The sequence below is a fragment of the Ruegeria sp. YTSA135 genome, assembly GCF_059610165.1.
Map to the genome: position 1 here is coordinate 1 of NZ_JBXWNC010000026.1, position 21,724 is coordinate 21,724.

Sequence of the window (21,724 nt, forward strand, 5' to 3'; positions counted from 1 at the left end):
TAACCCGTCTGTGGGTGCTCAAATAATAGGGGAACGAAATGCCAGGACCGGAACCGGGAACAGTCTGGATAGAGGAATGCGACAGTAGGCTTGTTGCCATGATGGAGTGCTATTTCTGGACAGGGAATGTCGGAAACAGAGCAAAGCGGGCCAGCACCATGCTACGCCGTGTACGGCAAGGGACATGGTCATGCCGGTGGTGCGGTGACGACTTGCCCGACTTCCGCAGAACAGATGCTCAGTATTGCTCCGAGGGGTGCAGGAAGCGCGCAGCACGGGAACGTAGAAACGCACGAATAGAAATGGATCGACGCCGAGTATCGCAACGAAGGTGGCCGCGAGGTGGTGGCGAATATGGCAGGCCGCAAGTTTCACCGTGTAATCTGGCGCAATGCTCTGTGGCAGGCATGGGACGAGGCAAAGGAAGCTGTTCGCCGTGCCACCATGACCGAAGCGGACCATATCCGCGAAGCCATGAACATGCTGGACAACAGAGACACATGGGCTGACGCCGACTATCGCAAGCGCGACGAACTGGCTGCGGCCCTGCGTGTCGCAATGGATCACGAGGCCAAGGCCAAGGAATACGCCGAAAAGCGTAACCTGATTGCCAAGGCAAAGGGCCGGTTCGTCTCGGTCACGTTCACCAAAAAAGACGGAACCCCGCGCACCATACGGGTACAGCCCGCCACCCTACGCCAGCACGTCAAGGGCGATGCAGTGTCCAAAGCGGCCCGCACAGCCATCGAGACGCGCACACGTCGCCACCCGCACCTGTTGGCTGTCTGGGACACAGAGGCACAAGCCCCGCGCTCTGTGAACCTCGCAACCGTGTCTCGCATTGCTGCTGACGGTCACGTTCACAATTTCAACCAATGAAAGGAAGCACCATGATTAACCGCAGAACACTTATTCAATCCGCACCGCTTGCCGCCTTGGCCGCTGGCACTGTGGCAGGGGCTGCCCCGCCCGACCCCCACGGGAAATGGATTGCCGAACACAAGTCGCTGCTACAGGGCATGTACGCACCGGACACCCCGGATGTTGAAATGACCAACACTGACTGGATTCGCTGCCAGGAACTGGAAGAACTGATTAGCGTTACGCCAGCCAAGACGGTCGAAGGCGCAGCGGCGCAATTGGAATTTGCGATGAGTGAAGAAGCCAACTTTGACCTGACCGGCGGTGTCGCCGGGGACTTCGACGCTCAAGCCCTGAAAAACGTACTGACTACGCTTCAATCCCTATCGTGAAAGGCAAGGGACATGACTATTCACCGTCGCACACTTCTGAAATCCAGTATCCCCGCTTTAGCTGGGGCAATCGCAACCGGGGCCGTTGCCAATGAACTTGCAAACACGCCCATTCAGCGCCTCTATCCAGAGTGGGTGAAACTGGGGAACCGCTACGGCAACGCGATTGACGAAAACAATGCCCTTAAAAGGCAGTTACTTGCAGAAGACCACCCAGACCGATACGGGTTAATTGAGGATCACTACCAAGAGCGCGTTGAACCTTTGAGTGCTGAGTTTCTGTCTCTTGAAGACAAGATGATGGAGGCTCCATCGCAAGACCTCAAAGACCTCGCAATCAAGGGTCGCATATCGGCGCGCTCACATGGCGTTATTGATGACAATCACCACATGCTGATCTAAGAGGACGCAACGCGACTTCTGGGGTATGTGAATATATGAGCCCTAGAAACTACCAGATGCTAGCAGCCGGTCCACATTGGGCCGGTTACTTCGCTTTTGGACCTCATGCCCGACATCACAGAAAGAAACGGGCTTTTTGCCACTTTCTGCCGGTTGTCGGTGAGGGGTAGGGCCTGACATTCGCTCTTTTGCGGACCGGAATTGAGAGCCCGGCATTCCTTGGCGTCAAAAAAAATGTTGGGCGAAATGTTGGGTATCGACGCGCATTTTCCAAAAAGTACAATATTTTACAGTAAGTTGTACTGATTGAATGGTAGCGGAGGAGGGACTTGAACCCCCGACACGCGGATTATGATTCCGCTGCTCTAACCAACTGAGCTACTCCGCCACGAGTGAGAGGCGATTTAAGCGAGGGGCCGGATAGCGTCAAGAGGAAAACACGGTCAATGTCGGATTCTTTTCGACCGTGGTCACGTGTTTTCGGATGGCGATGATTGTTCGGTTTGATTGGCGTCTGCAATCCGGCGGATAAAAGCGGCGCAGGCGTCAGGCCTTGTGATCAGGATCATGTGGCCAGCCCCGTCGATCCGTTCGCTGGTCAGGCCGAACCGGGTCATTGTTTCACCATGTGTGTCCGGTGAAAGGATCGCGTCCTGCGCACCGTAGAGAATACCGCCGGGCACGGATAACTCACCATATCGGTCTGCTTGTGCTGCGATACTTTCATCAACACCGACAACATCTTGCGAGCCGGTGATAAAGGCCGACGGCCGCAGACCAAGCGCGCCACCTGCGCGATCCAAAAAATCCTCGGGCGCAGGTTCGGGGTCGAAAACTGTGCTTAGGGCATGATGCGCGGTTTTGGCGACAAGCGGCACGGCCAGCGTGTTACCGATCAGTTTTCTGAGCCACTCGGAACGCATCTCCATCGGCTTGAACACCTGCGGGGTGACAGATAGCTTGTGTGTCAGGGGCGCCAGAAGGGCCAGCGCCTTGGTCTTTTCCGGGTGATCCAGCGCCATAGCCAAAGACACTGCGCCGCCAAGAGAGTGGCCCACAAGAACCGCGTCGCTGACGCCTTTTACATCCAGAAACTCCTGTATCATACGCGCCTGTTCGGGCAGACGGCCCAGATCGGCCCTGTCGCGGGTCGAATAGCCACAGCCCGGTCGGTCGAGTGCAATGACGTGATAGTCACCGGCTAGCATATCCACCAGCGCGTAGGTGAAATGTTGCAGCTGCCCGGTTAACCCATGGATCATCACGATGGTCTGTTTCGACGGATGGCCGAGTTCCACGTGATGGATGCTGCCGCCCTCTACCGGTGTGATGTCGCCGAGCTGCGGTACGCGCGTATACCCTTGGGCGGTCAGCTTTCGGGTCCATAGGTTCATGCCAACCAAGAACGCAACGATCAGCAGGACGATAATCAGCAAAGTGGTCATCTCAGCGGTCTCCGCCTTGGGAAGGGACAGGGTGATAGTGCTCCAGCCCGGCTTGGGCCATACGCTTTTCATACTCGGATACGGTGCCCGGCCAAAGCGTGGTATTGCGGCCTTGGGCATCCTGATACCAGGACGTGCACCCACCGGCTTGCCAAACGCTGTCAGCGTGGCGGTCCTGCATCTCTTGGGTGAAGGCGGCCTGTTTGGTGGGGTCGGGTGTGATGACCTGCAAACCATCGCGCTGCATCTGATCCAGCACGCGACCAATGTGTCGAACCTGTGCTTCGATCATCAGCACGACCGAGTTATGACCCAGCCCGGTATGCGGCCCCAACAACATGAAAAAGTTCGGAAACCCCGCGATGGCAGTGCCCAGGTTGGCTTGCATCCCGTCAACCCAAGCATCGCGCAGGGTCAGGTCATCGGTTCCGGTGATGTTCAATCGCTCGACCATGTCGGTTACGTGAAAGCCAGTACCCCAGATCAAAACATCCGCCTGCGTTCGGCTATCGTCAGACGCGATGATCTGATTGCCTTCGATCGAAGCTACCCCGTACGGGATTACTGTCACGTTGTCCCGCGCAAGGGCCGGATACCAATCATTGGAACTGAGGATACGTTTGCAGCCGATCCGGTAATCAGGGGTCAGGCGCTTGCGTTCGTCGGGGTCGGTAATCGCACTCTCCAGACCCTTGCGCCACATTTTCATGGCGAAGTTCACCATCCGCTCTTCGCCGCGGAACACGCGATGACGGTATTCAAAGATCAAGTAGATCAGCTTGCGTCGAAGACGGGGCAGGGCAAGGATACGCCGGTAAAGAGATCGCACCCAAGGCGCAATCGGGCCATCCGGGCGCGGCAGAACGTAGGGTGCAGAGCGTTGTAATATAGTGACATGCGCCGCCCCTTTCGCGATTTCGGGTACGAACTGCACAGCAGAAGCACCAGTGCCGACGACCGCGACGCGTTTGCCCGAAAGATCCGTTTCGTGATCCCATTCGGCCGAGTGGAATTTGGGGCCTGGGAAGCTGTCGGTGCCAGGGATCGCCGGTATGCTGGGAAAGTGTAACGCGCCAATGGCTGAAACGAGAAACCGCGCTGACCAGCGTTGCCCGTCCTCGGTTTCCACCTGCCAACGGTCGCCGTCCCATCGGGCGGATTTGAGCTGTTGGTGAAAATGGCAGAGGTCATAAAGCCCCTCGTCCCGGCAGACCTTTTGCAGATAGGCCTGAATTTCCGACCCGCCGGCATAAGCGCGGCTCCAGTCCGGGTTCACGTGGGTAGCCATCGAATACAGATGAGATGGGATATCGCAGGCCACGCCGGGATAGGTATTTTCACGCCACGTGCCGCCGATGTCTCCCGCCTTCTCGAGTATGGCGATTTCACCGATACCGCGTTTGCGGGCCTCAATTGCCATCGTGAGGCCCGAGAACCCGGCGCCGACGATCAGCATCTCCGTTTTATATTCCATGCGCGCGCACCTCCCAAAGTGACGCCAAGTGCCGCCTCAGACTATAAAGCCGAACGGGCGCGTGAACAGCGTCTCATAGGGTCAGGCGCGGTTTGGCACCCGCGCCACCGAAAAGATCACCACGGACCTTGTTCGGTACCAACATTAGCTTATCGCGTTACGTCCTACGCTTTGTGTCAGTATCAGGGAGTGCGCAAAACCCGTCTACCTTAAAGGCGGGATTGCCGCGAAGACACATTCAAAATTCCAAATGATGCGCCCGGCCATAGGCAACGAGCCGGGCGTTCAGCGCCTCAGCCTCGGGGGCGCCGGACTCCAACGCGAAAACAAAGGCATGTGTCAGATAGAAACATGCCGCGTCGATGTCTTGCTCTGCCTCGCGCTCATCCGCTGCCATAGTATAAAATCGGATCAAGGCCGTATGATCTTTGCGATCATGGGCCTCAATCAGCAGGCGATCCAGTTCGTCTTTGTCCATCAGGTCTTTCATCGGGAAAGGCCAGCCTTAGCCCTTTTCCGCGCGACCGTTTTCAATCTGGGTCGCAACCCAGTGATGAAAGTTATGCGTCGGCCCGTCCATCGCCGGAGAGAAGCGTCCGCCATCGAATAGCACCCCGTGGCGGCCTTTCTGCATGCCTTCGACGACAAAGACATCCTCTTCGAACACCGTTTTCCACAATTGCGCGTTCGAGGCACGAAGCCCGTCATGCTCGGGCGAGTCCGCGACACTTTTGGCGTAATAAAGCTCGATATGTTCAACGGTGTTTTCCTGGTCCACGGGCTCTAGCACGATGGCAAAGCTGTGGTCGCGCTGCACGCCCAGCAGGACGTTGGGGTAAAGCGCCACGTATTCCGCGCCTTCGTTCCACTTGTCGCTCAGCCCTTCAAAGTCAGGAAAGGTCGCGCCGTCCTGATCGGTCAGTTGACGATAGACCAGCGTGCCCTGACCGGAATAATGCCCGCGCGCCTCAATGTTATAGTGATCCTCAAGCCGGGAATAGCTGTTCAGGCCGGGATGCACCCAGGGCAAGTGGTAACTTTCGCAGTAATTCTCGACCGCCAGTTTCCAGTTGGTTTTAACCTCCAGCTTGAATGAGGATGTCTCACCACCGTGATGCACGGGTTGTTCGAATTCTTTCCAGCGCTCCAGCAGCGCACCGTGGGCATCTTCGAACGCGGGTGCAGTGCCGTCCAAGTTGACAAAGATCACGTCGCGCCAGACATGAGAGCGAACGCGCACCAGGCCGAGATCGTCGCGCTTCAGATCTGGATGCTTGTTCTGACCAGGGCCGCCGACATGCGGTGTGGCGCGCAGCTCACCTTTCAGGCTGTAGCACCAGCTGTGATAGGGGCAGCGGATCGCGCCGCCGATTTTGCGGGGTGTATCCACAAGGATCATGCCGCGGTGACGGCAGGTATTCTGAAAGACGCCGATTTCTCCATCCCGGTCACGCACGATCAGCAGGGGCATACCAAGAAAATCGACCGGCTTGGCGTCGCCTTCCTCGGGCACATCCTTACCAAAGCCGATCCCGGACCAGTTGGCAAAAAGGACGGATTGCCTTTCTTCGGCGAAGATTGCCGGGTCAGTGTAATGCTCATTCGGAAGACCGTTCGCGACGGTCACATCGGCCAGAACGGATGACAGCGCGCTGTGCTTGTTCATCGGGCTCTCCTGATCGGTTGCTGGATGCAGTCTTTTCCTACTGGCGGATGGGATGGTGTTCGATCAATATCAGAAATCCTCATCGACGGATGAGTTGAACTAAACTGAGCCATCGTTGACCTCTTGAAGAATCCAGTTTTTCAGGGCGCGGGCGTTGTCTGAAAGGTCTTCATCCGGGCGGCCAACCAAGTAGAATTGATTGGGCGCGGTCAGCTGATGCGGCGCGATCGACACCAGCTTGCCGGACTGTAGCATCGGCTGAATCAGCCTTTGCCACCCCAACGCAAGACCGGCTCCCTTGCGGGCAAGTTGCAGGGCGACAGAATAGCTGTTCACCCGGGATCCGGTCGCAATCGTACCTTCATGGCCCAGTTGACGGAACCAGTCCGGCCATGTGGTCCAGGTGCGGTCTTCCGAGTCCAGATGGATCAGCCGTTCCGCCGCCAGCGCGGCAAGGTTGGCGCCTGCCAGCCGCTTTGCGACCTCTGGGTTGGCAACCGGGATCAGGTGATCGCGAAACAGGGGCGTATGCGATAGGTTTGGATCGGAATCACGCCCATATCGAATAAAAAAGTCCATGTCCTGACGGTCTCGAAACGGGCGGTCCTGTGACAACTGATCCACGTTTACATCTGGCATCTCGCGCCAGAACCGGATCACGGCCGGGGACAGCCACAGCGCTGCCACCGCCGTAGTCGACCCGACGGTCACCTTGCCCCCCGATTTTCTGTTGCGGATCGTGGCCAACACTATTGAGATACGCCCGAATGAGGATGACAGCGCCTCGTACAGGGCCTGTCCATCTTCGGTCAGATCGACACCGCGGTGCTTGCGTTGAAATAGCGTGGTGTCCAGATCGCCCTCAAGCGCTTTGATCTGATGACTGACCGCGCCGGGCGTGACCGAAAGCTCATCGGCGGCGTTTTTGAAGCTTAGGTGCCGGGCGGCGGCTTCGAACGCGGCCAATGTCGTCAATGGCGGCAGATTATAGTGGCGCCTGGACATGGTGGCCTGGACTCGCTGTCAAATTTCGGTTGAGTTGTCTTCATTCGATTATCAGAGGTTTTGCGGGCAAAAGCCAGAAGCCCGTGCGTGAAAGGTGCATTTTTTATCCTTGGTTCTGCCTGCGTGTCGCTTTCTGCAAGCAGAGATCGCAATCCGTCAGGTGAAACGGACGTGAACGCGCCAATCTTGGCAACAGGATTGGAGAATTGCCCCATGAACATTCGAACCCCAAACCGCGCGGGTGGACGCTCGGCCCGCAGGGCCATGCGAACTACGCCGAACTTCAACATGCTGCCAGGCCTGACCAGGGGCATCCCCCAGTGTGAGGTGATGGACGGTGCGCAAGTGGAACGCATCGACGCTGCGTCAATGCATGTTCTCGAAAACGTAGGCGTTCAGTTCCGCGATCCCATCGCGTTACTAGACTGGAAGAGAGCGGGCGCAAAAGTTGACGGCGAGCTTGTCTATCTTGATCGTGATCTTGTGCGTGAGCTGATTGCCACGATCCCGTCCGATTTCACCTATCACGCCCGCGATCCAAAAAAGAATGTCCGGCTGGGCGGCAAGCATTCGATCTTTGTGCCAATGACCGGCGCCCCCTTTCTGCGCGATCTGGACGATGTACGCCGGAACCCGACGCTGGATGATCTGGCGATGTTCCACAAGCTCAGCCACATGATGCCCGCACTGCATTCCAGTGCCCATCACATCGTGGAACCCTATGATCACCCGATCAGCCAGCGGCACCTGCGCATTACTTATTCTTCCATGAAACATTCGGACAAAACGTTCATGGGCATGACAACCAGCCCCAAGAACGCCGAAGACGTGATGGATATGTGCGCCATCTTGTTCGGAGAGCAGTTTCTTGAGGATCATCCCGTCACGACGGGGAACTGCAACGGGAACTCTCCGCTGGTCTGGGATGAAACCATGCTGGGCGCGATGCGTGCCTTCTGTCGCCGAAATCAGCCGGTGCTGTGCTCACCTTTTGTGCTGGGCGGGGCCAATACGCCCGCCAGCGTTCCGGCCACCGTGGCGCAGTTGAATGCCGAGGCGCTGAGCGCACTGGCCTATACGCAAGTGATCCGCAAGGGCGCACCGGCGATATATGGTCACTATCTTTCGACCGTGTCGATGAAATCAGGCGCACCGATGGCTGGGACGCCTGAAATCAGCCTGATGAACTTTATGATCGGCCAGATGGCGCGGTACTATGACGTGCCATGGCGTACCTCGAACACGCTGGGTGGGGCCAAGATCTTTGACGCGCAGGCTGGATACGAATCTGCTACGACGTTGCAGGCAGTGATCCATGCCGGGGCCAATTATATCTGGCACAGCGCGGGTTGGAACGAGGCCGGGATGCATTGTTCAGTTGCCAAGTTCGTTGTCGACGCCGAGCAATGCGCCATGGCTTACCGCATGGCTGAGGGGCCAAAATGGCATGACTTCGACCAAGCCATCGCGGCGGTATCCGATGTTGGTCCGGGTGGACACTATTTGGGTCATCCGCATACGCAGGATAACTTTCAGGAAGCATTTTTCATGCCTGAGCTGTTCGACAACAACTCGATCGAACAATGGACGGCTGAGGGTGAGGTCGAGATCACCGAACGGGCCTTGAACCGCGCAAAGACCCTGTTGGCCGAGTATGAAGAGCCGATGCTGGACGAAGCCAAGAATGAAGCGCTGCTTGACTATATCGCCCGACGAGAGCGGGAAATTCCGGCCGCTGATGAACTGAACCAGAGCTACTGAACATTTTCCACCGCGGAGGGTGCCAATAACGCATTGGTCAAACCAACCTGTCCACGGTGCCGACATAGCCGTTCGAATGTGGAGCTATTCCTTGCCCGAGCGCCACTCTTTCCAGGCCAGATAGGCGTTTGCGCCCAGTGACGCGAAAGGCCCTGGCGGAAGCCGAGGTGGCATTGGTTGTGCCAAAAAGTGATCGGCAATCTGTGACCCGCCCTGCGTCAACAGTTCGGCAATCCCCATACCCTGCAGTGTTCCGCGCGCGATGCCCAGCCCATTCTGGCAGCAAGCGGCGTACAGGCCGGTGTCCAATTCCCCAAACGCGGCAGAGCCATTGCGGCTGAGGCACAGCATACCTGCCCATCGATGCTGGGTCTGCACGTCCGGCAGATGCGGGAAGCGTTCGCGAAACTTGCGGTCATGCACCAAACCCGCCTTGCGCAGGCGCGTTTGGCTGGTCTCGATAGAGGGGTGAAAGCTTGAACATGTTCGGATCAGGATGCGGTCTCCATAGCTGCCAGAAATCCGTCGAACCGACGTGCCCATCGGATCGGCAGGCGTCACCGCCCATCGGGTCTGGCCGCCCAGCGTCTTGATCTGCTTTGGTGTCAGCGGCTCCGTGATTGAGGCAAACAGGCAAATGTGGATCAGCCGACGCTGGTAAAACCCAAAACTCTCAAGATGGCCGTTATTGGCCAGAATGATGCGTCCGGTCGCTATCCTTGCTTTGGGTGTCTCAACGATCCAGCCACCGGCCTGTTTCTCGAACCCGGTAACGGGTGAGTTTTCATAAATGCCTGCAACTCCTGCCAGCCGCGACGAAAGCGCCCGGACATACGCGGCGGGCTGCATCATTACAGTGCCAGGCGCATACAGCCCCGAAGTATAATGCGGGCTGCCGGTGATTTCACGCATCTGTTGCTGGTCGTAAAGTGAAAAAGGCTCGCCGAGCCGCTCAAGATGTGTCGCGAAATCGCGGTTGTGTTGGTCGCCTGACTTGGTTGCGGCTGCATTAAACTTGCCGCAGGGGTCGAAAATCTCTTGCGGCAGCTCGCAGTCGGTCGCAACGCCTGAGGCAAACGCAATAGCCTGTCGGTTCAGCGCAATCGCGGCGCGGTCCGCATCCAGCCCGGTTCCCGCGTAATTGTCGGATGACAGATCATGGGGCAGGTCGATCATGAAGCCCGAATTGCGCCCTGCCGATCCTTCGGCGAACCGTGCGGCCTCTAACAGCGTAATTTTCAGACCGGTATCCAATTGCGCCAACCGTCTGGCGGCAGACAGGCCGGCAAATCCACCACCGATGATCGTGACATCAGCGGAGTGATCCTCGGTCAGTTCGGGCAAAGCGATCTGCGGCGGCAGGATTGCATTCCATCCCGCCGGGCCCGTCTGCCGAGGCAGACGTCTGGCCTTGCGTCGTCTCAATCGACGGCCTCATCGGCGTCATCGGCCAGATCAATCCAGATGGTTTTCAGTTGCGTGTACTGGTCATGGGCGTGAACGGAGTTATCCCGCCCGCCAAAGCCGGACTGTTTATAGCCGCCGAAGGGCGTGGTGATGTCCCCTTCGCCAAAGCTGTTCACCGTCACGGTGCCCGCCCGGATCGACCGCGCGCCCCGAATGGCACGTTTGACATTGGCGGTGAAGATCGACGCACATAGGCCATATTCGGTGTCGTTGGCCATCTTGATGGCCTCGTCAAAGCTCGAAACCTCGATCACTGAAAGCACAGGTCCGAATATCTCTTCCCGCGCCAGGGTGGCATCGTTGCCTGAAACTTCGACCACAGTGGCCTCAACAAAGCCGTTCTCTGCCCTGCCGCCAACAAGCACGTTCTCGGCTTGGTCCAGATAGCTGCAGACCTTGTTGAAATGCCCCTCGCTGACCAGCGCGCCCATACGCGTGGCTGGATCAAGGGGGTCGCCGGTGTGCCACTGTTTTGCGTGATGCGCGATGCGTTTCAGCAGTGCGCTTTTCACATCCTTATGCACAATCAAGCGGGAAGAGGCTGAACAGTTCTCGCCCATGTTCCAGAATGCACCGTTAACCACATGCGCCGCCACGCGATCCAGGTTTTCGGCGTCATCCATAACAATGGCGGGGTTCTTGCCACCCATTTCAAGCACCACTTCCTTCGCGTTGCTTTCGGCAGAATAGGTCAGGAAACGCTTGCCCGTGAGGGTCGAGCCGGTGAAGGACACCATGTCGATATCCATATGCCGCCCGATGGGTTCCCCCACTTCGGCCCCGCCGCCGGGAACGATGTTTAATACTCCGCGCGGCAACCCAGCCTCCATCGCCAGCTCAGCCAACCGCAGGGCCGTCAGCGTGGTTTCAGCCGCGGGTTTCACTATCACTGAACAGCCAGCGGCCAGCGCGGGCCCGATCTTCCACGCCAGCATCAACAAGGGGAAGTTCCAAGGCAGCACCAGCCCGACAACACCAATCGGCTCGCGCACGACCATGGCGATGTGATCGTCGCTGGCAGGCGACACCTGATCGTAGATCTTGTCGATCGCCTCGGCATGCCATTTCAGGCAGTGAATCGCCTCGGGCACATCCACGGTTTCGCAGTCATAGATGGTCTTGCCACTGTCGATGCTCTCAATCACCGCCAGTTCGCGCGCGTTGCGGGTCATCAGTTTGCACAGCCGGATCAATACGTCTTTACGGTCTGAGGGATGCATCTTGCTCCAGCGCCCATCCTCAAACGCCTCGCGCGCCTTTTCGACAGCAAAACCTACATCAGCTGCGCCGCAGGCCGCGATATCGGCCAGCTTGGCACCTGTCGCCGGATCTACCGTTTCAAACGTCTGCCCCGAAATCGCCGGGCGGAACGCCCCGTCTATAAAAGCCCCTGTCGGCAGGGTCAGGTCCGCGGCGATGGCTTTGTATTCGTCCCGTGTGAGCAATTCCATACCTTACTCCTCCGCCACGATGTCAGCGATTGTCTTCTTCAGCACGCGGGTCACCTGCTCCAACGCGCGCTTGTCATCCTTGTTCAGGCCTTTCAGCGGGGGCCGCATCGCCCCTGCGTCGATCCCGTTCATGGTGACGCCATGCTTGATGGTCTGAATGAATTTGCCACCCTGTTCCAGCACCCGCATCAGCGGCATCATTGCGCTCATGATTCGCCGACCCTTGGCGAAATCGCCTTCGACAACGCAAGCGTGATACAGCGCCACGTGTTCGACGGGGAGGAAATTCGATCCGCCGCAGACCCAGAACGGCGCGCCCCAGGCAAAGAACTCAAGCGCCTGGTCATCCATGCCGCAACCCAGCTGGATATGTGGATAATCCCGCGCCAGCAGATGCACCCGGTTGATATCGCCCGAACTTTCCTTGATGCCGCAGAAATTCCGGCTGCGGCCTACGCGGTCCAGAAATTCCGTACCCATCATTGTGCCTGTGCGGTGTGGATAATTATACAGCATGACCGGCAGGTCAGCAGCCTTGTCGATCGCCAGCGCGTTCAGGGCATTTTCCCGATCGGTTGGTACTGAATAAGGTGGGCTGGCCAGCAAAATTGCATCCGCTCCAACTTCGCGCGCGCCAGAGGCCAGCGTGATCGAGTCCTGCGTCAGCATAGCTCCGGTGCCCACGACCAGCGGCAACCGGTGTTTTAGTTGCCTGAACGTAAACCGCGCGAGTTCCAGCCGTTCAGCAACGGTCTGAGCATAGTTCTCGCCAGTAGAACCGCCCGAGATCAGGCCGTGCACGCCACTTTCGACCAGGTATTCGATCACCTGCGCCAGAGCGTCCCAATTCACGCTGCCATCTGCGTGATAGGGTGTGACGACCGGGGTATATATCCCCTCAAATCTGAAAATCGGGTTCATGCGATCCTCATGCAGGTTTCAAATTAGGTGCGGCGCCCAATGGGACGTCCAGCGCAGCCGGCATCACAAACAATTCAATTTGGTCACGCGACAGGTTCCAGTGATCCTCGGCCAGCTGCGCAGCAGCCGCCTCATCGCCCGCCTCGATGGCGGCGATGATGGCGTCGTGCTGGCGACTGGCTTCGGACAAATTCTCGGGCATCTTCTTCTCGGGCATCTTCGCCGTTTGGGGCCGGTAAAAGGTCATCCCGATTCGGGCGTGATCAATCAGCAGACGGTTGAATGAGGGCAGAAGGTAGACATTGCCCGACATCTCTCCGGTCACGTCGTGGAATCTGTTGTTGGCTAGTGCCCGATCCTCACCCGACCCCGAGCGTAATGCGTCCTTGAAAACCTGTTGTGCATCTTTCAGGTCGTCGATCTGTGCACGCGTGGCATTCTGCGCCGCCAGCCGCAGAATTGCGCCATAGATCATTGGCGCGGCCAGAAAGAAATCGCGCAGCGTTGTGTGGGACATCTCCGACACCCGCGCGCTGCGATTGGTGCGCAAGTCCAGATAACCTTCGCCCGCCATTTGACGGAACACTTCGCGCAAAGGAGTTCGCGACAGCCCGAATGCATCCGAAAGATAGACCTCATCCAGATCTGCGCCGGGTTGCAGACGCAAGGTCAGGATCGACTCCCGCAGGTGATCCCGAAGCGCATCTTTGCGGGATTTCGCGTCATCTTTCATCCTTTCTCCCTTCTCCACACACTCGAATCCTACTCACTGCGGTTTTTTGTATTCTAAAAAAATACAATTTGTATACAAAAAAGAATCGTGCAGCATAGGCTGTCGACTACGCCAAGCTGAATGGGACGTTCCATGCGAAAGCCGCGCCACATCACTTTCATCCTGATCGAGGAGTTTTCGCATCTCGCCTTTTCCTGCGCGGTTGAGCCGCTGCGGATCGCCAACCTCGTCAGCGGTAAGGATCTGTATGACTGGACTTTCCTATCGGAACATGGCGAGCAGGCTGTGTGTTCGAACGGGTCAGTCACCCTAGTGCATGGCGGATTGGGGGATGTACCCAAAACCGATCAGGTATTCGTGCTGTCAGGTATCCACATGCGCAGCCATGTCACGCGCCCATTGCTGGCTGCGCTGCGGTGGGAGCGCGCACGGGGAACGCCCATCGGCGCATTGTGTTCCGGCGCGTGGATACTGGCTGAGGCCGGTTTTCTGGATGGGATGCAGGCTGCAATCCACTGGGAGTATCACGACGCTTTCATGGAAGCCTTCCCCGAGGTGAATTTGGTCCGCAGTGTTTTTGTTGCTGATGAAAAACACATCACGGCTTCGGGCGGCACCGCGACTGCGGATCTCATGCTGCACCTGATCGGGCAAGATCATGACGAACAGCTGGCCGTCGCGGTTGCCGACCAGATGGTTTACAACGCGGTGCGCAATGCCACTGCCAAGCAGCGGGTGTCGCTGCAATCGCGAAACGGTATGAGAAATGCCCACTTGGCCAAGGCGATTCACATCATGCGGGACTGTATAGCAACGCCCATTTCGCCGTCGCAGATTGCCGAAGACCTTGGAATATCGACGCGGCAACTGGAACGGCTGTTCGGCAAATACCTCAATACCTCGCCCAAAAAATACTTCATGGAACTGCGCCTTGAGCGCGCCCAGAATCTGCTTTTGCAGACCGAGGCTTCGGTGACCGAAGTTGCCATGGCCTGCGGCTTTGAAAGCCCAGGTCATTTTTCGCGCGTTTACAGGTCCAGCTTTGGCTTCACGCCACATGGGCAGAAAAGTAAAACGTATCGATGAAAGGCGGCGGGGGGAGCTGCTCTGTCCGTAGGCAAGTCTGGCTGGCCAGGCGCTCACCCCCCTCGTCCCGCTCGTACCCCCTCGTTAATTTGAAACTCGTAAACTGATCAGCAGGATTGATCCCTTGTAGTCAGTGAAAAAGGCACAACTATTACAACAACGTGTCAGATATAAGAATCTTTGGGTCGAAAACGCATCGCGTGCCGCATTTCGAGTTGTGTAACGCCGTCTCGCTCAAACGGATTTTGAGGTTTTTTGGCTGCTGATGTTTGCGTTAAACCGTCGTTTGTGTCAGTTTTATTTAGCCAACAAAGGAACGATTTCAGCAAAAAATGGCGTTAACTCGTAATCGAATTTGTTTAAGAGTTTCTATGTCCTCATCAGAAGTTATGACTGGAGGACATACATGAATTTGGAATCTCACGAAGCCGCAGTGCAGTACGCACCACGCGTGATTTCGATTGCCAAGCGCGAACAGCAGATCTGCCAGGCATCCAAAGCCGCTGAGGCGGCGTTCGAAAGGGTTTCTCAGGCAGCGATGTGCAGTGAATCCGTACAGGATGAACTGCAGGACCGCGTGTTCACCATCTTTCGCTGGTATTTCCTTTCAGCCTTTTGCACCCGCTTGCTGACAGATGCAAAACACCGGCTTGAACATCAGACATTGCAGGTTTCCGTTGACATCTTCAGTGCCGTGAAAATGGTGCTGCCTGAAACTGAGATCGAGCGCTCGATGGCTTTGGTGAGTGCCGAGCGCACCTCTCCAACCGTTGCCCGGGTGAATGACATAGGAAGCCGGGGCCATGCAGTCGGCTGGGTTGCTGCTGGGCTACACGAAAAGGGCCGGGATTTCCCACAAGAGCTTCGGAATGCGCTGGCCGGTGCGTTAGCGGCGTCAACACGGATCAATTGATCGCGCTGAAAGGATGCTGTTTCCGTCCGGTTCTCACCGAGCAATCACACAAGTGCAAATTCTTGCCTACGATCCAGTTGAGCTTTTCATGTTGTCTGTAAGCAAGGCTTTGATGCGACGTCAGAAACATTTGACCTTCTCGAATTCGAAACCATGAACCCCTTCCAGATCAAAGACGAACCAACCAAGCTGGCGCAGACAAGTCGCGCCAATGATTTTTACCGGAACTGACTGACGTGTGGGTACATGTCTGACGCCCAGGAACAATATCTTCGTAAAGATGATTTCCAAGGTGCCGGCTGAAACCGAAGACGTGGTTGCTTGGATCTAAGAGAATCTGCACCCGCTGGATATTTCGTTCCTGCTGGCCCCATGAGGCCCGGTCATCGTGATCCTGCTTGTTTAACTTACGGCACAAACGCCACAACCAACAGCAGGACAACGCCGTATTGTTGGAGTGCCTGCAAAGCGGGTTGATCAGCACACAGGCCGACAACCTGCACAAAGACGTCCAGATCAAAGCTTTGCAGAAGACTCGCGGCACCACGGTTGATTTCACTTTCTCTGGTGCTCCGGATACGCAGATATCCGATGGTCAGCCCCGGCACGAGAAACCCGAGGCCCGAGCCAAGCGCCGCTGTGGCTCTGGTATTCACAACTGTGGTCTCACCTTGATAGGTGATTGCCACACCGATCACCAGCGCGATGAAATTCGTGACCGAAGCCGAGGGCGGGACATATCCCGCCTGTTTTACCTCTCGTTTCAGGTTGTCCTTGTGGCCGGTAATGCTGTCTTCACCACCTGCGTGACCCTCGGTATTCTAGAGCACCGGCACATCGCTTCGCACACGGGTGGTCTTTGAAATATCAACGCCGCACCGCGCAAGGGTTTGCGCCGCCTGCCGTCATTGAATACGGGCAAGAAGCTTCTGCAATGCGACTGCGGCGCGTACCGGCGCGTAGTCGTGGCGCATGATCAGCGATGTAGAGGCGGTGCGGAATGGTTCGGGAAGGGGCGAGATATAAAGCTCCCTTCCGACCAGTGTCTTTGCAACGGCGTTTCTGGGTGCAACCGCACGTCCCATTTCAGCCGCCACGCACCCCATGATCCCGTCGAACGTCCCCATTTCCAAAAGGTCGGAATCCGGTCTTCCGATAGATCTCAACCACGTTTCGGTCGTCGCCCTGTAGTGGCATCCAAAGCCAAACACCAGAACCGGAGCATCGTCTTTCAGGTTCTTGGCTGAAACGACCACGAGTTCTTCTTCAAAGGCCGGTATCGCTTTGAACCTATTTTTATCCACGGGGCCCGCAATGAATGCTGCGTCAAGCTCACGTTTCCAAACAGCCTGTGTAAGCTGGGCTGTTGGACCCGTCGTCAAAGATAGCTGTGCATCCGGGCAGACCTCGCGCAGGGTCTTCAGCAACGCCGGGAGCCGAGCAGAGGCCGTGGTCTCCATCGCCCCCAATCGCAAGTGGCCCGACCCGTTTGCAATATCCTTCAGATTACTTTCGACGTATCCGATTTCCTTTGACAGCCGATCCAGTTGGGAATGGGCAATCTCACCAAACGGTGTCAGTTGGGCACCGCCCCGACCGCGCGTGAATAATTTCTGGCCGAACTCTTCTTCCAGGCGGACAATTCGGTGCGTCACATTGGATTGCACGGTTCCCAGTTTCAGGGCAGCAGCCGCAAAGCCACCTTTTTCAACCACGGCGAGGAATGTTCGAAGCAAAGCAAAATCCATGTTCTAAAATTATTGACAGAAAATTCCTTATTCAATCATTTTTTTAGGAAGAAGAAAAATGCTATATTTTGGGAAACAACGGCTTGGGAACAGAAAAACGTGGAACAGATACTTCATACGCGCCTGACCGAGATGCTCGGCATTGAGCACCCCATCCTGCTGGCACCGATGGACCTCGTCTCTGGTGGTAAGCTGGCGGGTGCCGTTACATCTGCGGGTGGTTTGGGCCTGATCGGCGGGGGGTATGGCGACCTTGACTGGATCACCAAGGAATTTGAGGAGGCCGGAAACCAGGCTGTTGGTGTCGGGTTCATCACGTGGAGCATGCTGAAACAGCCGGGATTGTTGGACAAAACCTTGGAACTGGGTCCCAAGGTACTGATGCTGTCCTTCGGCGATGGCACCGAAGCCGTGGAAAGGGCGCGGGTTGCCGGAGTCAAAACCCTGTGGCAAATTCAGCGACTTGAGCAAGCTGAAATCGCGATCAAGGCAGGTGTAGACATAGTTGTCGTTCAAGGCCAAGAGGGTGGCGGCCACGGTATGGATCGTGGGCTGACCGCACTGTTGCCAGCGGTCAGAGACTTGGCGGGTCCCGATCAGGTTATTGTTGCGGCGGGTGGAATCGCAGATGGAAGGGGTCTTGCTGCGGCACTCATGCTGGGTGCGGACGGAGTCATGATGGGAACGCGCTTTTGGGCCAGCAACGAAGCAGTCGGACCGGACGCGGCAAAGCGACAGTTAGTGGACTCCAACGGCGATGACACAATCAGATCAAAAGTGTTCGACGTGGTCCGAGGGCTGGACTGGCCGTGGCACTTTAGCGGCCGCGTGGTTGCGAACAAATTCGCTAGGAAATGGCATAACAATATCGAAGCGTTGCAAGAAAACGCCGATGCGCAGCGCGAAGTGTATGAGGCATCCGATCCACAAGACTATGCGACCCGGGTTCTGATTGCCGGTGAGGCGCTGGATTTGATAGATGCAATCGAAAGTGCCGAGCAGATTGTTGATAAAACCGTATCCCAGGCCGCCGCGCTGCTGAAAAACGGTGCGAATTTCTTGGCGCGATAGAGGCTTTTGCATCGTGCCGCGCTTGGCAAAGTGTAGGTGCCCTGAATGATGCAGCGGCCAGATCAGAGTGTTCCTGCAACAAGCTGAAATCGCCAAGCCGGTTCATTCAAAGGGAAGGATGATCCGCTCCGGGGTGATCAACAGACTGTGTTGAGATTGACATCCCCCTTCCGTCAAAGCGAAAACTCCGTATTTTCTGCCGTGGTGTTAATGGCTTAATTGACCTTTCGGGCGATTTCAGGGCAGGAAAACACGAAGAGTAGAAGCCCAAGTATCAATGAACATCAAACATACTGCTATCGGCGCGTTGCAAAGATTGGCTCGCCGAACGTCCGAGCATCTCATTCTAAATATCGGGGATGACCTTTCAGAGGACAAAAAAGAGCTGACGCGCATCATGTCCTCTGCGTTAGACAGTCTTGATACTGCTACCGGGCCTGTGGAACTGCCTGACTTGGCAGAGGTTCGGGCCTTGCGTCACGCGCCAAAGGTTTTCGGGGCCAGTGCTCCCACGTCTTTGGCCCCGTTGCAGCAAGCGGCCCTTTCGGCGTTTGGATATGTTAGGTGGGCCGAATTCTATGTCGAGAATAACTGGAGCCGCCCGTTCCTGTCGGAATTTGCAAACGGGGAAGGTGTTGGTCCGAACGGCGTTCTGAAAAGCCAAGACCTTATACTTGGTCTGTTTTTGCTTGGTCCCAATTCCTACTATCCGCCGCACGCCCATCCCGCGGAAGAGTTCTACGTCGTCCTGTCAGGGGATGTCTTGTTCCACGGGAGCAACGGAGCAAGTCCTATTCGGAAAATTCAGGGTGACTTCATGATATTCAGAAGCAACGAAGCGCATGCAATCCAAACCTTCGACACCCCTGTGTTCGCCGTCCACGGTCAGGTCGGTGCCATCAACGAACCCAGCTGGTATCGAGACGACATGAACGATTTTTCGGAACCAAAAAAATATCCGGAACTCAAAAAAGGCATAGTTGATGCCGCAGGCGCTGTGCAACATCCAGCCTAGTTGCTGGGGTCCCTGTCCCGCAGGATGGCGACCAAACCCAGTTCGGCCTTGCCGATACGCTCATGATCCAGCGGCCTGCCGGACAGGCAGGTGAAAGTGGATGGGCAGCGAAGCGGGCCAGATATTGATTTACGCGCAGCGTGGCGGGCTGGGTGAAGATGCTTACTGGCGGATATCCTTGCATGGCCTTGCAAGACATCACGTTTACCGGCACCTATAAAGATACGGCCGAGGATCTCCGGCACACCCGAAACGCATTTTTGCGGTCGACAAGGTGCGCTTGACTGAACCGTAGGATGGGCTTTGGGCAAAGGGCTTGACGCACAGCGATCTGCGCATGGGGTCGTTGTTGCCCTGAAACCATCCTCGTGCCGTGGGTTTAGGCCCGGCAAAACGGAGGGGGTCATGTATAATAAAGTTCTTGTTCCAATGGCGCTGGATCACGGCATTTCACACCACACGCTTGAGGTGGCCCGAGCCCTTTCTGCGGACGGTGGAGAGGTCGTTGCCTTGCATGTTTATGAAATGCCTCAGGGCTCGGTCAGCGCTTATCTGGATAAGGAATTGGTCGCGCGTGGGTTTCGCGCGGCCAGTATCATGTTGCGGGAGAAAATCGAAGATATCGAAGGTGTTACGTCCGATATTGTCAAGGGACACACCGCCCGGACCATAATCGACTATGCCAATGGCAGGGATTTCGACTGCATCGTCATCGGCTCGCACAAGCCCGGCCTCAGCGATTACTTCCTCGGCTCTACCGCGTCCCGCGTTGTCCGCCATGCCGGATGCGCCGTGCATGTGCATCGCAGCATCTGACCTTTCAATCGCGCCGACCGCGCCCCAAACAGGATTGACAGACCCTAAATGAACATTGATGAAAAGATCGCTGATGATCTCATCGCAAACGATATCTCATTTGTTACCACCGTGCCGTGCAAGCAATTGGCCGGGGTGATCGATGAAATCGACAAGCGCGACGGCATCTATCACATCCCGGCCAACAAAGAGGATGAAGGAATGGGCCTGTGCGCCGGTGCGTGGATGGGTGGCAAACGCCCTGCGATTATCATGCAGAACACCGCAATTGGCGTGACGATCAACACTCTGGCGACGCTGATCCAGTATTATCGGATGCCGCTGCCCATGCTGATCTCATACCGGGGGGAACTGCGCGAACCCATCGCCTGTCAGGTGGAGATGGCCGTGCATACCAAGGCTCTGCTGGCGCAGATGAACATCCCGACTTATCACTTCCATCATCAGGTGGATGTGGAAGAGTTGGACGCGATCCTGAAATATACCTTCATGTGCAACAAACCGGTCGCCATCCTGACCGACGCCAATTTCTGGGGAGGCTATGGCGACCAATGATACGTTCTGAAATTCTAAAGGAAATTGCCCCGATCCTGCGCGACCAACTGGTTATCTGTAATATCGGTATTCCCAGTCAGGAACTGCATGCCATCGATGATCAACCGAGCAATTTCTATATGCTGGGTACGATGGGGTTGGCCTCGTCCATTGGCCTTGGGCTGGCGCTTTCGCAGCCCAAACCGGTGATCGTGATTGATGGCGATGGCTCGGTTTTGACCAATCTTGGTACGCTACCGACAATCGCCAACAATGTGGCCGACAACTACATCTTGTTGATTATCGATAACGGATCTTACGGGTCTACCGGGGATCAGCCGACCTATGCAGGGCGGAAAACCTCGCTGGCGAAAATGGCCAAAGCTGCGGGCTGCGACCGCGTCATCGAATGCCAGGCCAAGCAGACCGGCCGTGTACTGCAAGAGGCGCTGGATGCCCGGCAGATGACCATCATCGTCAGCAAGTGCGAAAGCGGCAATGCCAAGATGCCGCCGATCACAATGGACCCGGTGGTGATCCGCGACCGCTTTATGAAGGCGGTTCAGGCCTGATTGCGGTCAACGTCCGCCATAGGGTCGAAGACGCGCGCTAAACCGCTCTACGTCCGCTTCGAAAGCAGTGGGGCATTAGCGATCAATGGTACGGAACACTCATGTCGCGATGGTTTTGATTTGAGTGGTCTCTGGTGCCGAAATAAAACGCGGCCTGTTTGTAACCTTCTTCGTTCCAGCGTTTGACCATAGCCTCAAACGGGCGCTGTTATACCCAGCAGGTGCAGGGCCTGAAACAGCATTGCCTGATTTGAGCTTGTCACCGGTCTGCCAACAGCGTCTTCCATTTTGGCCAACGCCTCGTCGCTGCGCATATCGGTGCAGGACAAGATCAGCGCCACAGCATCGGGTTGATCCGCCACGTGGCCCAGCTCCAAACCGCGTCCGGGTC

The 21,724-nt window shown here is 56.6% G+C and carries 23 protein-coding genes and 1 tRNA gene; 11 read left to right on the forward strand and 13 right to left on the reverse strand.

Annotated elements, in window-relative coordinates:
* The first annotated feature begins 354 nt into the window (after nt 1-354).
* Genes AC2FIT_RS21215 through AC2FIT_RS21225 form a run of 3 tightly spaced genes read left to right on the forward strand, consistent with a single transcriptional unit; the run spans nt 355 to nt 1,655 of the window.
* Nucleotides 355-879 carry a hypothetical protein gene (locus AC2FIT_RS21215; RefSeq protein WP_496832230.1) on the forward strand — a complete coding sequence of 175 codons (525 nt, stop codon included), beginning with the start codon at nt 355-357 and terminating at the stop codon, nt 877-879.
* A gap of 11 nt (nt 880-890) precedes the next feature.
* Nucleotides 891-1,253 (forward strand): hypothetical protein, encoded by a 363-nt coding sequence (locus tag AC2FIT_RS21220; protein ID WP_496832232.1) that lies wholly within the window; start codon nt 891-893, stop codon nt 1,251-1,253.
* A 12-nt stretch (nt 1,254-1,265) separates the two neighbouring features.
* Nucleotides 1,266-1,655, forward strand: coding sequence for a hypothetical protein (locus tag AC2FIT_RS21225; RefSeq protein WP_496832234.1), 390 nt, complete (start codon nt 1,266-1,268; stop codon nt 1,653-1,655).
* A 311-nt stretch (nt 1,656-1,966) separates the two neighbouring features.
* Here the strand turns inward: AC2FIT_RS21225 and AC2FIT_RS21230 are convergent.
* The 6 genes from AC2FIT_RS21230 to AC2FIT_RS21255 form a co-directional block, all read right to left on the reverse strand.
* A tRNA-Met gene (locus AC2FIT_RS21230) sits at nt 1,967-2,043 on the reverse strand.
* An 82-nt stretch (nt 2,044-2,125) separates the two neighbouring features.
* On the reverse strand, nt 2,126-3,100 hold the full coding sequence (locus AC2FIT_RS21235) for an alpha/beta fold hydrolase (RefSeq protein WP_496832236.1): 975 nt from the start codon (nt 3,098-3,100) through the stop codon (nt 2,126-2,128).
* Nucleotide 3,101: 1 nt separating this feature from the next.
* The gene (locus tag AC2FIT_RS21240) at nt 3,102-4,574 is read right to left on the reverse strand and encodes a flavin-containing monooxygenase (protein ID WP_496832238.1); all 1,473 of its coding nucleotides are present in this window, start codon (nt 4,572-4,574) and stop codon (nt 3,102-3,104) included.
* 238 nt (nt 4,575-4,812) lie between these two features.
* A complete protein-coding gene (locus AC2FIT_RS21245; protein ID WP_496832240.1) occupies nt 4,813-5,052 on the reverse strand; it encodes a hypothetical protein in 240 nt (79 codons plus the stop codon).
* Nucleotides 5,053-5,079: 27 nt separating this feature from the next.
* Nucleotides 5,080-6,240 (reverse strand): aromatic ring-hydroxylating oxygenase subunit alpha, encoded by a 1,161-nt coding sequence (locus AC2FIT_RS21250; RefSeq protein WP_496832242.1) that lies wholly within the window; start codon nt 6,238-6,240, stop codon nt 5,080-5,082.
* A gap of 99 nt (nt 6,241-6,339) precedes the next feature.
* The gene (locus AC2FIT_RS21255) at nt 6,340-7,245 is read right to left on the reverse strand and encodes a LysR substrate-binding domain-containing protein (RefSeq protein ID WP_496832244.1); all 906 of its coding nucleotides are present in this window, start codon (nt 7,243-7,245) and stop codon (nt 6,340-6,342) included.
* A gap of 213 nt (nt 7,246-7,458) precedes the next feature.
* Between AC2FIT_RS21255 and AC2FIT_RS21260 the strand changes: the two genes are divergently transcribed.
* A complete protein-coding gene (locus tag AC2FIT_RS21260) occupies nt 7,459-9,006 on the forward strand; it encodes a trimethylamine methyltransferase family protein (protein WP_496832246.1) in 1,548 nt (515 codons plus the stop codon).
* An 84-nt stretch (nt 9,007-9,090) separates the two neighbouring features.
* Here AC2FIT_RS21260 and AC2FIT_RS21265 read toward each other — a convergent pair whose 3' ends face one another.
* The 4 genes from AC2FIT_RS21265 to AC2FIT_RS21280 are packed head-to-tail and all read right to left on the reverse strand — an operon-like array spanning nt 9,091 to nt 13,578.
* Nucleotides 9,091-10,431, reverse strand: a complete 1,341-nt coding sequence (locus tag AC2FIT_RS21265; RefSeq protein WP_496832248.1) for an NAD(P)/FAD-dependent oxidoreductase — start codon at nt 10,429-10,431, stop codon at nt 9,091-9,093.
* Nucleotides 10,428-11,924 (reverse strand): aldehyde dehydrogenase, encoded by a 1,497-nt coding sequence (locus AC2FIT_RS21270; RefSeq protein ID WP_496832250.1) that lies wholly within the window; start codon nt 11,922-11,924, stop codon nt 10,428-10,430. Before AC2FIT_RS21270 ends, AC2FIT_RS21265 begins: the two co-directional genes overlap by 4 nt.
* A 3-nt stretch (nt 11,925-11,927) precedes the next feature.
* A complete protein-coding gene (locus AC2FIT_RS21275) occupies nt 11,928-12,845 on the reverse strand; it encodes a dihydrodipicolinate synthase family protein (protein ID WP_496832252.1) in 918 nt (305 codons plus the stop codon).
* A gap of 7 nt (nt 12,846-12,852) precedes the next feature.
* Nucleotides 12,853-13,578: a GntR family transcriptional regulator gene (locus AC2FIT_RS21280; protein WP_496832254.1), complete on the reverse strand. Its 726-nt coding sequence runs from the start codon at nt 13,576-13,578 to the stop codon at nt 12,853-12,855.
* A gap of 132 nt (nt 13,579-13,710) precedes the next feature.
* Here AC2FIT_RS21280 and AC2FIT_RS21285 point away from each other — a divergent pair, with 132 nt between their 5' ends.
* Complete coding sequence (locus AC2FIT_RS21285; protein WP_496832256.1) at nt 13,711-14,664, forward strand: GlxA family transcriptional regulator; 954 nt, start codon at nt 13,711-13,713, stop codon at nt 14,662-14,664.
* 406 nt (nt 14,665-15,070) lie between these two features.
* Nucleotides 15,071-15,577, forward strand: coding sequence for a hypothetical protein (locus AC2FIT_RS21290; protein WP_496832257.1), 507 nt, complete (start codon nt 15,071-15,073; stop codon nt 15,575-15,577).
* 407 nt (nt 15,578-15,984) lie between these two features.
* On the opposite strand, the gene AC2FIT_RS21295 is transcribed toward AC2FIT_RS21290, so the two are convergent.
* Nucleotides 15,985-16,275: an aspartate-alanine antiporter-like transporter gene (locus tag AC2FIT_RS21295; RefSeq protein WP_496832258.1), complete on the reverse strand. Its 291-nt coding sequence runs from the start codon at nt 16,273-16,275 to the stop codon at nt 15,985-15,987.
* Between the two features lie 207 nt (nt 16,276-16,482).
* On the reverse strand, nt 16,483-17,325 hold the full coding sequence (locus tag AC2FIT_RS21300) for a LysR family transcriptional regulator (RefSeq protein WP_496832260.1): 843 nt from the start codon (nt 17,323-17,325) through the stop codon (nt 16,483-16,485).
* Nucleotides 17,326-17,424: 99 nt separating this feature from the next.
* Here AC2FIT_RS21300 and AC2FIT_RS21305 point away from each other — a divergent pair, with 99 nt between their 5' ends.
* The 5 genes from AC2FIT_RS21305 (at nt 17,425) to comE (ending at nt 21,333) form a co-directional block, all read left to right on the forward strand.
* Nucleotides 17,425-18,396, forward strand: a complete 972-nt coding sequence (locus AC2FIT_RS21305) for an NAD(P)H-dependent flavin oxidoreductase (protein ID WP_496832262.1) — start codon at nt 17,425-17,427, stop codon at nt 18,394-18,396.
* Between the two features lie 277 nt (nt 18,397-18,673).
* Nucleotides 18,674-19,411, forward strand: coding sequence for a dimethylsulfonioproprionate lyase family protein (locus AC2FIT_RS21310; RefSeq protein WP_496832264.1), 738 nt, complete (start codon nt 18,674-18,676; stop codon nt 19,409-19,411).
* 405 nt (nt 19,412-19,816) lie between these two features.
* Nucleotides 19,817-20,227, forward strand: a complete 411-nt coding sequence (locus AC2FIT_RS21315) for a universal stress protein (RefSeq protein WP_496832266.1) — start codon at nt 19,817-19,819, stop codon at nt 20,225-20,227.
* 48 nt (nt 20,228-20,275) lie between these two features.
* The gene (gene comD, locus AC2FIT_RS21320) at nt 20,276-20,782 is read left to right on the forward strand and encodes a sulfopyruvate decarboxylase subunit alpha (protein ID WP_496832268.1); all 507 of its coding nucleotides are present in this window, start codon (nt 20,276-20,278) and stop codon (nt 20,780-20,782) included.
* The gene (comE, locus tag AC2FIT_RS21325; RefSeq protein WP_496832270.1) at nt 20,779-21,333 is read left to right on the forward strand and encodes a sulfopyruvate decarboxylase subunit beta; all 555 of its coding nucleotides are present in this window, start codon (nt 20,779-20,781) and stop codon (nt 21,331-21,333) included. Before comD ends, comE begins: the two co-directional genes overlap by 4 nt.
* A gap of 194 nt (nt 21,334-21,527) precedes the next feature.
* Here comE and AC2FIT_RS21330 read toward each other — a convergent pair whose 3' ends face one another.
* Nucleotides 21,528-21,695: an aspartate racemase/maleate isomerase family protein gene (locus tag AC2FIT_RS21330; protein ID WP_496832272.1), complete on the reverse strand. Its 168-nt coding sequence runs from the start codon at nt 21,693-21,695 to the stop codon at nt 21,528-21,530.
* Nucleotides 21,696-21,724: the final 29 nt, after the last annotated feature.